This window comes from Paenarthrobacter sp. CCNWLY172, assembly GCF_037402035.1.
In the GTDB taxonomy this organism is placed as follows: Bacteria; Actinomycetota; Actinomycetes; order Actinomycetales; family Micrococcaceae; genus Arthrobacter.
In genome coordinates, this window is sequence record NZ_JBBEGB010000003.1 from 82,878 (window position 1) to 97,247 (window position 14,370).

At 62.9% G+C, this 14,370-nt stretch carries 12 protein-coding genes; 9 read left to right on the plus strand and 3 right to left on the minus strand.

Annotated features, from left to right (window positions below; genetic code table 11):
- Window positions 1-73: 73 nt before the first annotated feature.
- Together WBN73_RS05240 and WBN73_RS05245 are read right to left on the minus strand one after the other, a co-directional pair.
- Window positions 74-541, minus strand: coding sequence for a tRNA (cytidine(34)-2'-O)-methyltransferase (locus WBN73_RS05240; RefSeq protein WP_337339768.1), 468 nt, complete (start codon window positions 539-541; stop codon window positions 74-76).
- 46 nt (window positions 542-587) lie between these two features.
- Window positions 588-1,532 carry a J domain-containing protein gene (locus tag WBN73_RS05245; RefSeq protein ID WP_337339767.1) on the minus strand — a complete coding sequence of 315 codons (945 nt, stop codon included), beginning with the start codon at window positions 1,530-1,532 and terminating at the stop codon, window positions 588-590.
- A gap of 120 nt (window positions 1,533-1,652) precedes the next feature.
- Between WBN73_RS05245 and WBN73_RS05250 the strand changes: the two genes are divergently transcribed.
- The 5 genes from WBN73_RS05250 (at window position 1,653) to WBN73_RS05270 (ending at window position 7,654) form a co-directional block, all read left to right on the plus strand.
- Window positions 1,653-2,582, plus strand: coding sequence for a diacylglycerol/lipid kinase family protein (locus WBN73_RS05250; RefSeq protein WP_337339766.1), 930 nt, complete (start codon window positions 1,653-1,655; stop codon window positions 2,580-2,582).
- A 70-nt stretch (window positions 2,583-2,652) separates the two neighbouring features.
- Entirely contained in the window at window positions 2,653-3,330 is a 678-nt protein-coding gene (locus WBN73_RS05255; protein ID WP_242703341.1) for a hypothetical protein, read from the plus strand.
- Window positions 3,331-3,420: 90 nt separating this feature from the next.
- On the plus strand, window positions 3,421-4,653 hold the full coding sequence (locus WBN73_RS05260) for a cysteine desulfurase family protein (RefSeq protein ID WP_337339765.1): 1,233 nt from the start codon (window positions 3,421-3,423) through the stop codon (window positions 4,651-4,653).
- A gap of 126 nt (window positions 4,654-4,779) precedes the next feature.
- Complete coding sequence (gene mnmA / locus WBN73_RS05265; protein ID WP_337339764.1) at window positions 4,780-5,919, plus strand: tRNA 2-thiouridine(34) synthase MnmA; 1,140 nt, start codon at window positions 4,780-4,782, stop codon at window positions 5,917-5,919.
- A gap of 109 nt (window positions 5,920-6,028) precedes the next feature.
- Entirely contained in the window at window positions 6,029-7,654 is a 1,626-nt protein-coding gene (locus WBN73_RS05270) for a hypothetical protein (RefSeq protein ID WP_337339763.1), read from the plus strand.
- Window positions 7,655-7,691: 37 nt separating this feature from the next.
- On the opposite strand, the gene WBN73_RS05275 is transcribed toward WBN73_RS05270, so the two are convergent.
- Complete coding sequence (locus tag WBN73_RS05275; protein WP_207594044.1) at window positions 7,692-8,519, minus strand: caspase family protein; 828 nt, start codon at window positions 8,517-8,519, stop codon at window positions 7,692-7,694.
- A 247-nt stretch (window positions 8,520-8,766) separates the two neighbouring features.
- Between WBN73_RS05275 and WBN73_RS05280 the strand changes: the two genes are divergently transcribed.
- The 4 genes from WBN73_RS05280 to WBN73_RS05295 all read left to right on the plus strand — a co-directional run bounded on the left by WBN73_RS05280 (window position 8,767) and on the right by WBN73_RS05295 (window position 14,343).
- On the plus strand, window positions 8,767-10,395 hold the full coding sequence (locus tag WBN73_RS05280; RefSeq protein WP_337339762.1) for an ABC transporter substrate-binding protein: 1,629 nt from the start codon (window positions 8,767-8,769) through the stop codon (window positions 10,393-10,395).
- A 128-nt stretch (window positions 10,396-10,523) separates the two neighbouring features.
- Window positions 10,524-11,615 carry an ABC transporter permease gene (locus WBN73_RS05285; protein ID WP_280623141.1) on the plus strand — a complete coding sequence of 364 codons (1,092 nt, stop codon included), beginning with the start codon at window positions 10,524-10,526 and terminating at the stop codon, window positions 11,613-11,615.
- Between the two features lie 2 nt (window positions 11,616-11,617).
- The gene (locus tag WBN73_RS05290; RefSeq protein WP_337339761.1) at window positions 11,618-12,640 is read left to right on the plus strand and encodes an ABC transporter permease; all 1,023 of its coding nucleotides are present in this window, start codon (window positions 11,618-11,620) and stop codon (window positions 12,638-12,640) included.
- Window positions 12,637-14,343 (plus strand): ABC transporter ATP-binding protein, encoded by a 1,707-nt coding sequence (locus WBN73_RS05295; RefSeq protein ID WP_337339760.1) that lies wholly within the window; start codon window positions 12,637-12,639, stop codon window positions 14,341-14,343. Before WBN73_RS05290 ends, WBN73_RS05295 begins: the two co-directional genes overlap by 4 nt.
- Window positions 14,344-14,370 lie beyond the last annotated feature (27 nt).

Genomic DNA, 14,370 nt, shown 5'->3' on the forward strand with positions numbered 1-14,370 from the left:
TCCCTCAACGAATGTCCTGATGCAGGAACTGTGCCTGCATAAGGTATTCGGTGCCGTGGCGCGCTTGGATGGGCTACACCTTGGCGCCTGCGAACCCGTTCTGGCGCCAGGCCTCGAACACAGCGATGGAGGCAGCGTTGGCTAAGTTGAGCGAACGGAGTGAGGGCTTCATGGGAAGGCGGACTCGAGCCGTGACGTGTGGGTCCTGTTTCAGCCAGTCCGGCAAGCCAACCGACTCCGGCCCGAACATCAGGACGTCGCCCTCACGGTAGCTGATATCCGTATAGGACGTTTCGCCGTCGGACGTGTACGCGAAGACGCGATCGGGGTGCAGTGCCTCCCACGCGGCGTCGATGTCCTTATGGACGGTGACCACCGCAAGGTCGTGGTAATCCAGGCCGGCGCGACGAAGCTTGGCATCGGAAAAGTCGAAGCCGAGGGGCTCCACCAAATGGAGCTCGGCTCCCGTGATGGCGGCCAGGCGGATGGCGTTGCCCGTGTTGCCCGGGATTTCAGGGGTGTGGAAGAGGATGCGGAACACTGTTCCATCTTAGCCAGCCCAAACCAGCCTCCCGCGGCACGATCGCCTAGTGCATCCCGCGCAGCAGCCGCGCCAGAACCGGAACCACCACGGTGTTGGGCGCCGGCCCCGAGCTCAGGAACTGCTTCAGGCCTCTGACCAGCCCTGCCGCGTTGACTACTTCCACGGCACTGTTGCTGGACTGGCCCTTGCCATACTGGTCGATCACCGGTTCGTGCAGGTTGCCATCGGGACTGTGCAGGACAACCCATCCTGTGACGTTGAGTTCGGGGAAGATGTCCTGCATATGCCGGACAATATGGGCAAGCTGTGGGGGAGCGACGGATCGGCCACCGTGCCGCAGTGAGTGGCCATCCCAAGCGTAGGCACCCTTGGGAAGGAGCATGGAACCCACCAGGGCCAGCCGGTATCCGGACAGGACAGCGTGGTCGATGTGGTTGTTGTCCGACGGCGAGCGAAGACCATTGATGAGCCGGGCCGCAGGAATGGCAGGCAGGACCTGCCTGCTGATGAGCTGGACGGTACGCATTTCCCGTTGAATCCGCGCTTCGGCACCAAAGATGCCGCGCTTGCGCGGTGACCCATGGACCTGCTGTGCTGCGTCCGCAGCAGAAATGAGCGGCACTTCATGGGGATCGTCGAAGGCCGGGACGTAGACAGGGGGATCACCGGCGGTGTTGCGCTGGGCTTGGGGTCGCCTGACGCTGCCTGTGGCGAAAGGCCCCGGCGCCGTGGCGCCCGTGTAGTCCCCGGGCTGCGGCTGGCCGCGGCCTGGGGAGCCGCTGGCGTACCTGCGATCGTACTCAGCCCTTCGCTGCGGGTCGATCAGGGTTTCGTAGGCGAGAGTCACGCGCCGGAACATCTCTGCTTCTCCGCCATGGTCGGGGTGCGCCTTTCGGGCAGCCTTGCGGTAGGCGACCTTGATCTCCTTGTCCGTAGCTGTGACGGACACACGGAGAACCTGATAGTGCGAACTGCTGCCCTCGGCCAAGCACGGGCCCTTCTCTCAAGGTGGTGCGCTCCAGGGAGGCGCGGTAGTGGCCAGTTTATCCAGCCACTATGTGAACGTTGGTATCGGGGCGTGTGGTTCCCGACTGGCATAATTCACGCTGTGACCCCACCGGCAGCCATAAACCCCTCCAGCAAGGCGGGGACGATCGCCGTGGCGATAAATCCTGCGGCGTCCTTTGGCCGGACCCGCAATGCCGGGGACCACGCTGCAGCGCAGTTCCGCGCCGCCGGACGGGACGTCGTCGTGCTCGAAGCGGATAGTTACGACGCCCTGCAGCGGCTTGTAGCCCGAACCCTTTCCGGCCCTGCAGTAGACGCCCTGGTGGTGGTGGGAGGCGACGGCATGGTCCATCTGGGGGTCAACGCGCTTACCGGAGGGGACGTTGCCCTGGGTATTGTTCCCAGCGGGACAGGTAACGATGTTGCCCGGCTCCTGGGTTTGCCGCTGCATGACACACCCGCTGCCTGCCGCCGGATCCTGGCCGCAATGGTTTCAGGCGGGCGGACCATCGATGCCGGACGGGTCGCTGCGGATGGCCGGACCGTCTATTTTGCCGGGGTTCTCTCGGCCGGGTTCGATGCCGCAGTCAACGAACGGGCCAACTCGTGGCGGTGGCCGCGCGGAAAGAGCCGCTACAACCTGGCGATGCTCATGGAGCTGGGTTCGTTCCGACGGATCGACTATACGGTGACTGCCGATGACGTGACCTGGCGCCAGCCGGCGTTGCTGATTTCGGTGGCTAACGGGCAGTACATCGGCGGCGGCATGCGGATCACCCCCGAGGCTTCGCCCGATGACGGCTTCTTGGACCTCTTTGTGGTCAAACCATTGTCACGGCTCCGATTCCTCGCAGTCTTCCCCAAAGTATTTGCCGGCAGGCACGTCAGCCACCCCGCTGTGGAGACCAGGCGTGTCCGGAAGGTGCGGTTGGACGCGAAGGGTGTGGTGGCATATGCGGACGGCGAACGCATCGGCGCGTTGCCTGTGGAGGTCGATATTGTTCCAGGTGCTCTACGGGTCCTCGCCTAGGCGGGCCTGACGGCTAGACTCGATCGCGGCAGATGCCATGCCCTCCGGCATGGCAGGGGGATAAGGAGCGATGGTGGCGCGAAACGTTCGACGACGGGTGGCTGGGATTGCTGCCTTGGCAGCCGCTGGCGCCGTGATGGCGGGCTGCACCGTTAACGTTCCGGATCCAGCGGCGCCGAAACCGTCGCCGTCGGAGTCCACGCTGGCAACGCCGCGCATCACGCCCGGGCATGATGCGGCAGCGGTTGCGGCGAAGGACTTGCCGTTGGGAGCTGGGAACACGTTGGCTCCGGGGGATCCGGTGACGGTATCTACGCGGCTGGAAGAAGTTCCGGGGTGGACTGTGGTGCATTCCGGCCTCCAAGGCGAAGTCCGGTATCGGAAGACTGATGGCTGCACCCTGGCAGCCCGCGTCAGCGTCAACCAGGGTCCCTTGACCGTCGCGGATGATGACGCAGCCTCCACCAAGGAACTCTTCCGTTACCTTGATCCCGGCATTGCGGTGGAAAGCCTGAAGCCGGTGTCGCTGCGGTGGGGACAGGACTCGGATGAGCCGCAGCACAACGTGGAGTTCCTTGCTTTGGAATCGTCAGCCGCAACGGGCGGGAACGCCGCTGTAGTGATGGCCCGGTTGTTCAGTGTTCCGGCGTCGTCGGTGTATATTTCGGTGGCTTGCCCGGATGACGGTTCCTTGGACAAGGCGCGTGCTGAAGCGGCGGCCCAGCTTGTGGTGGTCCCGCCAGGTTAAGCTGGGTCCCGCCAGGTTGCTGCCTGTCTTGCACGGTCGTGGCCGCGGAAGAGACCACTGCGTCCCAGGTCCCATCGGTAGAATGGCAAGGTGCCTGTATACCTCGATCACGCTGCCACCACGCCCCTGTCGGCAGAAGCGCTCGCCGTCATGACGCGGGAGTTGGCGCGAACCGGCAATCCGTCCTCGCTGCACGGAGCGGGTCGACGCGCCCGGCGCGCCGTCGAGGATGCCCGTGAAATGTTGGCCGCAGCAGCTGGCGCCCATCCTTCGGAGGTCATTTTCACCTCGGGAGGAACCGAAGCAGACAACTTGGCCGTCAAGGGCTTGTTCTGGGCCCGCCGGGACGAGGACCCCCGCCGGACGCGGGTCTTGTGCTCCGCCGTCGAACATCATGCGGTCCTTGACACTGTGGAGTGGCTCGAGCGGCATGAAGGTGCGGACGTTGTGTGGCTACCTGTCGATGAGTCCGGCACCGTGCGGCTCGAGGTCCTTCAACGGGAGATCGAGCGGGATCCCGGATCCATTGCGCTCGTCACTGTCATGTGGGCCAACAATGAAGTGGGCACCATCCAACCAGTCGCGGAGATCGTTGACCTCGCAAAGCCCCATGGAATCCCGGTCCACTCCGACGCTGTGCAGGCCTTCGGTTCGGTCCCCGTGGATTTCCGGGCAAGCGGCCTAGCTGCGATGTCGGTGTCGGGGCACAAGCTGGGCGGCCCAGTGGGCGTGGGCGCGCTCTTCCTGGGGAGGGCTGTGAAATTGACGCCGGTACAGCACGGTGGCGGCCAGGAACGTGATGTCCGCTCGGGAACCCTGGACACCCCGGCCATTGCTGCCTTCGCCGCCGCGGCTGAAGCAGTCACTGGGAATCTCGCGGAAGAGCGGGAACGGCTCAGCGCGTTGCGCGACCGTCTGATCGATGGCGTCGGCGCTGCCGTGCCCGACGCAGTGCTGCGGGGTGCCGCGGGAGAGCGGCGGCTGCCGGGCAATGCCCATTTCACGTTCCCGGGGTGTGAAGGCGATTCGCTCCTCTTCCTCCTGGACCTGGCAGGCGTTGAATCGTCTACTGGCTCTGCCTGCACGGCAGGAGTCCCGCGCCCGTCGCACGTGCTGTTGGCCATGGGCCTCGACGACGATACTGCCCGCGGCGCCCAGCGCTTCACTCTGGGCCACAGCTCTACGGAAGCGGATGTGGATGCGCTGCTGAAGGCTCTTCCCGAGGCATGCTCACGGGCGCGGCAGGCAGGAATGGCAGGCCACGAGTCCAGCATCCAGACGGCTGCAACAGTGGCACGGCAGGGATCGCCAACGTCCTTGTAACGGTGGCCTTGGTGGGGAGGGGCCAAGGAATTTAGTGCAGTCGTGGTATTGCAAGCTAGAATGGACGGGCACGCCGGCTGGTCTGAGCCGGAACAGTTGCCACAGCCCCCAACACAGAAAGCCAGCATGCGAGTACTTGCAGCAATGAGCGGCGGAGTTGACTCTGCCGTGGCCGCCGCCCGCGCCGTCGAGGCGGGACACGACGTCGTCGGAGTCCACCTCGCGTTGTCGCGCATGCCCGGCACCCTGCGCACCGGAAGCCGGGGATGCTGCACCATCGAGGACTCCCGTGACGCCTGGCGTGCCTGCGACGTCCTGGGGATCCCTTACTACGTGTGGGACTTCTCGGAGCGCTTCAAGGAAGACGTCGTCCAGGACTTCATTGACGAATATGCTGCAGGGCGGACGCCAAACCCGTGCATGCGCTGCAACGAACGCATCAAGTTTGCTGCCCTGCTGGAGAAGGCCATTGCGCTGGGCTTCGACGCCGTATGCACCGGGCACTACGCCAAGGTGATCGAAGACGCCGACGGCAACCGGGAACTCCACCGCGCGGCGGATTGGGCCAAGGACCAGAGCTACGTCCTGGGCGTCCTGACCCATGAGCAGCTTAAGCACTCCATGTTCCCGCTGGCGGACACGCCGTCCAAGGCAGAAGTGCGCGCGGAAGCTGAGCGGCGGGGCCTGTCCGTGGCCAACAAGCCGGACAGCCACGACATCTGCTTCATCTCCGACGGCGACACCCGTGGCTGGCTGGCCGAAAAGATTGACATGACCACCGGCGACATCGTTGACGAGACCGGGGTCAAAGTAGGCGAACATCCTGGTGCCAACGCGTTCACAGTGGGACAGCGCCGCGGATTGAAGCTGGGAACTCCGGCCGCTGATGGCAAGCCCCGGTTTGTCCTGGAGATCCGTCCCAAGGAAAACAAAGTGGTGGTGGGACCCGAAGCTTTGCTTGCCATCGACGAGATCCGTGGAATCAAGGTTTCGTGGGCAGGCTTGCCCATCGCCGAAGTTGCGACGGGTGCGGAGTTCGACTGCCATGCCCAGGTACGGGCGCACGGGGATCCCGTTCCGGCGAAAGCACACGTGGAAACCGTTGTCGACGATTCAGGGGTTCAGCGGGCCGAACTCGTTGTCACCTTGACCGATCCGCTCCGTGGTGTGGCTCCTGGGCAAACAGTTGTCCTTTACCAGGGCAGCCGGGTTTTGGGGCAGGCAACCATCGATGCCGCCCGTTCCCTTCAGCGCGTGACCCTCTAGGAGCTCTAGCCCGCCACACCCATTGCCTCCGCAATGGGGCGCCTCCATACTGGGCTAAGCAGCGCTTCCGCTGCGGTGTTTGGGGTCCGCATTCGGGACGGCGATGACTGTGGCATATCCAAAAAAGAGCCCGGGGGACATCAAAGCCGGGCAGATGGTCTCGGTGACGGTCCTGGCCGAGGGGCCTATCGGCGCCCCGGGAGCACCTCCACTGACGGCACAGGTCCGTATCCCGGTTGAACGCCTCAGGCGTGGTCCCACCGGCCACCGCTACGCCGTCCATATCAGGAAGTGGCGTGGAACCACTGTGTCCCCGGTGACGCTGACGCAGCAAGGTGATCCCTGGCAGCTGATCTCGGAACCTCCGGCAGCGGGTTTGCGTGAACTCCTGGATGACACACGTTTCCTGGCACAGCACGTCTACGGTGTGGCCATGAGTACCTTGGATATCTTCGAAACGACGCTCGGCAGGCGCATGCCCTGGAACCCGGAAGGGCGTGTGGTTCTCAAAGCGCGGGATCTGATCACTGCCACTGACACCGGCTACGAACGGGGAACCAATATCATCCGCTTCGGTTCGGTGGATCGGATGGGATACAAAGTCCCCACAGCCCTCTACCGGGACATCGTCGCCCACGAAGTGACACATGCCATCCTGGACGGGTTCCGGCCGGCGTGGGCCGACCACATGGCCACCACGGAGCAGCTGGCCATGCACGAGGCCTTGGCCGACATCGTGGCCATCCTTTCCGTCTTTTCTTCCCGCGACGTGGTGGCGCGGCAGCTTGAAGCGGCCGGCGGTGGGTTTGAGGCCGGGCAAGCAGTTGATGATGCCATCCTGATGCGTTCCCTTTTTGATTTTGCGCGTGACCTCTTCGCCCGCGGGCCACTGCGCGAGCCCTTCGTTGGCGCTGTGCCCGAAGGTTGGCAGTCACTGCTGGAGCCGCATGCACGGGGTGCCGTGGTGGTGGGGGCGGTGCTCCGGGCCGTCCAACGTCTGTGGTCGGAGCGGAACGCGCGGTTCGGGGACAGCCAAGGTCTGCAACAGAAAGCCGAATCAGGCTCGATTGTGGCCACCCGGGTCCTGCGGATGGTGATCCGCGGACTCTCCTACATGCCACCTGTGGACGTCTCGTGGCGGGATCTCCTCCGCGGCATCATTGCAGCCGACCTCGACATGGTTCCCGAAGACAATCACGGATACCGCGAGGCGATCCAAAACGAGTTCTCCGCCATCGGAATACGTCGGGTCTCCTTGAACAACATCAGCGGCGTGGACAACTACCAGGGCCTCCGCTACCCCATCAGGCTTTCGGCCCTCGGCTCCGACCCCCAGGAGGTGCAGCGCTTTGTCTGGGAAAATCCCCGACTCCTGGAGGCGGCGCGGCTTGAGCGGCGTACACCCCTCAGTTCCACGCGCGTACGTACCTCTGAGCGTGTGTCCCCGGATGGATTCATCATTTCCGAGATAGGAGCCTCGTTCATCCAGACGGTCCGGATGAGCCGGCGGGAAGCATACGTCCGCCTTGGGTTGAAAACCCGGAGGGACTTCGTGGACATCCGCGGGGGAGGGCTGTTGCGTTTCGACGCCGGTGGCCGGCTGGTGTATGCGGCCCTCAAACCAGTGATGGACAGGGAACGCCAAGGGCAGATGTTCGGTTCGGACCAGCACCACGATGCTGAGGAGGCCGCCTCATCGGGGGTCCGGGACAAGTTCCATGGCACCGGGGACTAAGCTTTCGGCAGCCGGCGGATTTCCCCAGGCACCCGAGTCAGGCGCCCCACGCGGCCCTGCGTGCCGCCGTCGAGCCTTCCAGTTGGGCGATCTGATCGAAGCCGCCGGACTTGAGGCCCTTGCTGACCTGCTTCAGGATGTCGGCCCGCGCCACGGTACCGTCACCCATGAGGGCCTTCACAAAGTTGTAGGTAAAGGCGCCGTTGTACCGGCCCTCTATGAAGGCGTCGGCTGCAGTCTGGTCTGAGCGGCAGGCTGCCATCAGAACCGGTGCGGAGAGCTTGGCCGCCTTGACCATGTCCCGCAAGCTGCGGGTGTCCTTGGATTCATTGGCGATGGCTGCCCGGGGGCTGGGCGCCGGCAGGAAACGGGGACGGCGTCCGGGGAGGAGGTCCAATGACTTCAGGCCCGTTCCGCTGTGGCAGGTATCAAGCACAACATCCATCAGGACTCCCTTCGGCAGCCGGGCAAACAAGGATGCGAGTTCGTCGTCGGTGATCACCGTGCCGGGATCCCAGCGATCACCGGAGTTGTTGATGTCGTAGCACGCAAAGGCCTCATCCAAGCGGTCGCTTTCATCGCCGCTGGTGTCCGGCACTTGGGTTCCATGGCTTGAAAAGGTGAACACAATGTGGGTCACGGTACCCGCCACGGCAGCGTCCACCAAGGCATTGAGAGCAGCCATGACTGACTTTTTCACCGCTTTGGCGTCCCGCAGGACAGTGATGTTGGAACCTTCGAAGCCATAGTTTTTTTCGAGCATCGCTGCGAGGTCTTCGGCATCGTTGACGCAGCCGTTGAGCCAGCTGGCCTGGGGCAGAAATTTGAACTTGTTGATCCCTACACAAAGTGCTGCCTTGCTCATGTGCTTGTCCTTCGGGCGGTCTTTCAGTGAGTGGGGACTCGGAACCTACGATATTCCGGCGCATCCGTCGGAGCAATGGCCGGGAGGCGTTCGAAGAAAGCTACTGGAAAGTAAATTTTGTGTCTCAAATCACTAAAATGACGGTTCGCGGCCTGCGAAGTCTGGTTGAATCGAGGCACTAAGAGTGTGCGCCGTCACAAATATCCCACGGCGGCGCGCCGAATCCATCGAACAGAAGGTTCATCAGATGGCACTGAATAAGAAGGCCCTGCACGGCGCTATCGCGCTGGCGGGCATTTCCGCGCTCGCCCTGACGGCATGCACGGGACCCTCCGGCGGCGGCTCATCGTCCGCACCGGCTGCTGCAGGCCCCATCGCCTACGGCACCACAGACAAGGTCACGTCCCTGGACCCCGCTGGATCCTATGACAACGGTTCGTTCATGGTGATGAACCAGATCTATTCCTTCCTCTTGAATTCCAAGCCCGGCGGCGCGGAACCCGTGCCCGACCTCGCGGAATCGTCGTCGTTCACGACGCCGTCCGAGTACACGGTCAAGCTCAAGTCCGGATTGAAGTGGGCCAATGGCCATACCTTGGACTCCAAGGACGTCAAGTTCTCGTTTGACCGCCAGGTGGCGATCAATGACCCCGCTGGTCCGGCGTCGTTGCTGACCAACATCGAGAGCGTCACGGCGCCCGACGCCACCACCGTGGTGTTCAAGCTCAAGAACGCCAACGACCAAACGTTCAGCCAGATCCTCAGCAGCCCTGCCGCGCCGATCGTCGACGACGAAGTCTTCCCGGCGGACAAAGTGCTTTCTGACGACGAGATCATCAAGGCCAACGCGTTCCACGGCCAGTACACCATTGACAGCTACAAGAAGAATGAGCTCGTCAGTTTCAAGGCCTTCGCCGACTACCAAGGCGTCCTGGGCAAGCCCGCAAACGAGGCAGCCACCATCAAGTACTACGCAAGCCCCACCAACCTGAAGCTGGAAATCCAGCAGGGAGCCATTGACGTTGCCTTCCGCAGCCTGAGCGCGACGGACATCGACGATCTCCGCAAGGACTCCAAGGTCAAGGTACTCACGGGCCCGGGTGGCGAAATCCGCTACATCACGTTCAACTTCGACACCATGCCGTACGGAACCAAGGCTGCCGGGGCGGACCCGGCCAAGGCGCTCGCAGTACGCCAGGCCGTGGCCAACCTCGTTGACCGCCAGGCCATTGCCGACCAGGTTTACAAGGGCACCTACCTGCCGTTGTACTCCAACGTTCCGAGTGGATTCCTCGGTGCCAACGAGTCGTTCAAGGACGCTTATGGTGATGCCGGCAAGCCCAGCCTGGACAAGGCCAAGAAGGTCCTGGCCGATGCCGGGATCACCGAACCCGTGGCCCTGAACCTCCAGTACAACCCGGACCACTACGGCGGATCCTCAGGTGACGAGTACGCCATGGTCAAGGAGCAGTTGGAGAAGTCCGGCCTCTTCACAGTGAACCTGCAGTCCACCGAGTGGGTCACCTACAGCAAGGCCAGCCGTGCCGATGAATACCCGCTGTTCCAATTCGGCTGGTTCCCGGACTTCAGCGATGCCGATAACTACCTGACGCCGTTCTTCCCTGAGGGTGGCTTCCTGAAGAACCACTACAACAACGCCACGGTGAACGAACTGATCAGCAAGCAGCTCACTGATGCGGACAAGACCAGCCGCGAGTCAACCATCAAGGAAGTCCAGAATGCGCTCGCCAAGGACATTTCCACGCTGCCCCTGCTCCAGGGTGCACAGGTGGCTGTGGTCGGAAGTGGCGTGAACGGCGTCGACAAGACGCTGGATCCGTCCTTCAAGTTCCGTCTGGGTGTCATTTCCAAGTAACTGCACCACTGAGACCAGAAGGCAGGCGGGACACTGATCCGGTGTCCCGCCTCCTTTGCTGACCACCACCTTGGCCGGCACGCTTGAGCCAATCCCGCGCAATCCACGGGCAGGAAATACAGGTAATAATGACAACACTTATTGAAGTACCCGAGGCCGATCCCGGGATCGTCGCTCCGAAGAGCAAGTCGAAAGCCGGGGGAGGGCTGGGCAGGTACATCGTGATCAGGTTCTTCCTGATCATCCCCACTGTCTTCATCCTCGTGACACTGGTGTTCTTCCTGATGAGGGTCATTGGAGATCCCATCACGGCATCACAAGGTGGCCGGCTTCCTCCGGATGTCCTGGCCCAGCGCATCCACGATGCCGGCTACGACCGCCCCATTCTGATCCAGTACTTCGAATACATCGGCCAACTCCTCACGGGCAATTTCGGCACCACCATTACGGACCGGCGTCCAGTGGTGGAAGTATTGACCACTTTCGGGGCAGCCACCCTTGAACTTTCCATCAACGCATTGATCGTCGCGCTCCTGGTGGGTATCCCCCTCGGTCTTATCGCGGCCCAGCACCGGGATAAGACTCCGGATGCGCTGCTGAGGTTCTTTGCGATCCTTTGTTATGCCACGCCGGTCTTTTTCGCCGGCCTGCTCCTCAAACTCACGTTCTCAGTGTGGCTCGGATGGTTCCCGGTGGCAGGCCGTGCCTCCACCCGAACGGAATTGACCATGAGCGGCCTGGCCGCACCATCAGGTATCTACTGGCTGGACGCGCTCCGCAGCGGCAACTTCACGGCCCTGGGCGACATCGCTTCCCATGCGGTCCTCCCTGCCCTTGCCCTCGGCCTGCTCACCGCAGGCGTCTTCCTGCGCCTGGTACGCACCAACGTCATCGGCACACTGGGTAAGGACTACGTCGAGGCCGGGCGTTCCAGGGGTGTCAGCGAGTTCCGGTTGGTGACCAAGCACGCTTACAAGCCGGCGTTGATTCCCATCATTACCGTGATGGGCCTGCAGATTGCCCTCATGCTGGGCGGCGCCATCCTGACGGAAACCACCTTTGAATGGAAGGGGCTGGGGTACCAGTTGGTGCAGTACCTCAATGCCCGCGACTTTGTGGCCGTCCAGGGAATAGTTGTGCTGTTGGCCATCATTGTGGCCGTCACCAACTTCATCGTGGACATCATTGCCGCGCTCATCGACCCCCGAGTGAGGTACTGACCATGAGCATTCCTGCACTGACCGCACCCAAGCAGCCGTTCTTCTCCAGGCTGCCCGTCGTGTCCCATTTCAAGAAGAGCGTTGGCCTCCAACGCGGCATGTTGATAGTGGGCCTCGTCCTGACCGGACTACTGATCTTCACCAGTATCTTCGCGCCACTGCTTGCCCCCTACGGCTACTCGCAGCTCAGCGATGCTTCCGGTTCCTTCCCCACCCAGGAAGCTCCAGGAGCCAAGCACCTGCTCGGGACCACCGTCAGCGGCTATGACGTCCTGTCCCGTGTTGTCTGGGGATCCCAGACCGCTGTCACAGTCATTGTTGTGTCAGTCGCCATGTCGATTTTCCTCGGCGTTGCCCTGGGCTTGCTCAGCGGCTACTTCGGCGGCTGGCTGGACCGGATCCTGGTGGTGGTGGCAGATGCCATCTATGCGTTCCCCACCTTGCTCCTTGCCATCGTCATCTCGATCGTCATCAGCCGGGGCCAGTCCAGCTTCTGGGGTGGCATCTTCTCCTGCGCTTTCTCCATCACGGTGGTCTTCGTGCCGCAATACTTCAGGGTGATCCGGGCTGAGACCATCCGTCTGAAAGCTGAACCGTTCGTCGAGTCGGCCAAGGTGCTGGGAGCTTCCAGCATGCGCATCATCTGGCGTCACATCTTCAAGAACGCCACGCGGACCCTGCCGCTCATGTTCACCCTCAACGCATCCGAGGCGATCCTCACCCTCGCGGGGCTGGGCTTCCTGGGCTTCGGCATTGAACCAACCTCTGCTGCTGAATGGGGATTTGACCTGAATAAGGCGCTGGCTGATACCTCGTCCGGGATTTGGTGGACCGGTGTCTTCCCGGGCATCGCCATTGTGCTCACCGTCTTGGGCCTGACGTTGGTTGGCGAAAGCATTAACGACCTCAACGACCCCCGGATCCGTGGACGCAAGCGTGCGGGCGGGACGCCGGCAGCACCAACCCCGGCAACCCCCGCAGCACCAACAGCGGCGTCTGCGCCGGCAGAAACAGGTAAGCCATGACAACCAACCTTGGACACGTTTCGGACCAGGCCGGCAGCGGCCAGCCCGTCCTCACCATCGACCGGCTCCAGGTCACCTTCGCCACCGACGGTGGGGACGTCCACGCCGTCAAGGATGTCAGCCTTGACGTGAAAGCCGGCGAGGTAGTTGCGATCGTGGGGGAGTCGGGATCCGGCAAGACCGTGACCGCCAAGACCATACTGGGCCTGCTTCCTGAAACGGCCATCAGTTCCGGGGCTGTGCTGATCAACGGCAACAATGTAATCAGCGTCAGCAAATCCACGCTTCGCAAGATCCGTGGCCGCGATGTGGCCATGGTGTTCCAGGAGCCGTCCACCGCGTTGAATCCGGTCTTTACTGTCGGCTGGCAGATCGCCGAAGGCATCCGGGCACACGCGACGGACGGTAAACACGTCACGGCCAAGGAGGCCAAACAGCGGGCCACCGAGGCCTTGCGCAAGGTGGGCATCCCGGACCCTGAAACACGGGTCAACTATTATCCGCATCAGTTCTCCGGCGGCCAGAAACAACGTGTTGTCATCGCGGCCGCCCTTGCCCTGAACCCGGGCCTGATCGTGGCCGACGAGCCGACCACTGCCCTGGACGTCACCGTGCAGGCGGAAATCCTGCAACTCCTCCGGGATTTGCGGGACAACTATGGCACCTCGATTGTCCTGATCACCCACAACATGGGCGTGGTGGCCGACCTGGCGGACCGGGTCGTGGTCATGTACCAGGGAGACGTAGTGGAGGAGGCCCCTTCCAGGGTCCTCTTTGCGGAACCCCGGGAGGACTACACCAAGAAGCTGCTGGCCGCCGTTCCGCATCTGGGACGCCATTCAGCCTCCGAAGGTGCCCGGGCCCGGCTTCATCAGGACGGCAAGGTCCTGGTGGAGGCGAAGAACCTCACCATCGAGTATCCCGGCCGTTTCGGCAGGCATGGATTCAAGGCAGTGGACAACGTCAGCTTTACGGTCTCGGAGAACGAGGTCTTTGGCCTGGTAGGCGAATCCGGTTCCGGCAAGTCCACCATCGGCCGGGCCATTGCGGGCCTGAACCGCGTGACGGGTGGCAGCTTGAAGGTACTTGGCTACGAGATGCTGGACTTCAAGGAACGCTCCTTCCGCCCTCTCCGAAAAGAGATCGGCTTCGTCTTCCAGGACCCGGCTGCCTCGTTCAACCCACATCTCACCATCGGTGAGTGCGTCGCCGAGCCCTTGATGATCCACACCAAACCGAGCGTGGCTGAGGCGAGGAAAAAGGTCGGCGAGCTGCTCGAGTCAGTCCAGCTGCCGGCGTCGTACGCGCAACGCTATCCGCACGAGCTGTCCGGCGGACAGCGGCAGCGCGCTTCCCTGGCGAGGTCGCTGGCGCTGAACCCGCGTCTCCTGATCGCCGACGAACCGACGTCCGCCCTGGACGTTTCGGTGCAGGCGAAAGTCCTGGACCTGTTCAAGGACATCCAGGAGCAGTTCGGCTTCGCGGCGCTCTTCATCAGCCACGACCTCGCCGTCGTGGATATGTTGTCGCACTGGGTCGGCGTGCTCTACAAGGGCCAACTGGTGGAACAGGGGATCGGCAACCACGTGATGGGATCACCGCAGCACGATTACACCAAGAGGCTCATCGCGTCCCTGCCGGTGCCGGACCCGGACGAACAAGCACGACGGCGGGAAGCCCACCGGGCGCTGCTGGGTGGCTAGGCCAGGCAACTGAATTCCGGAAGGAAG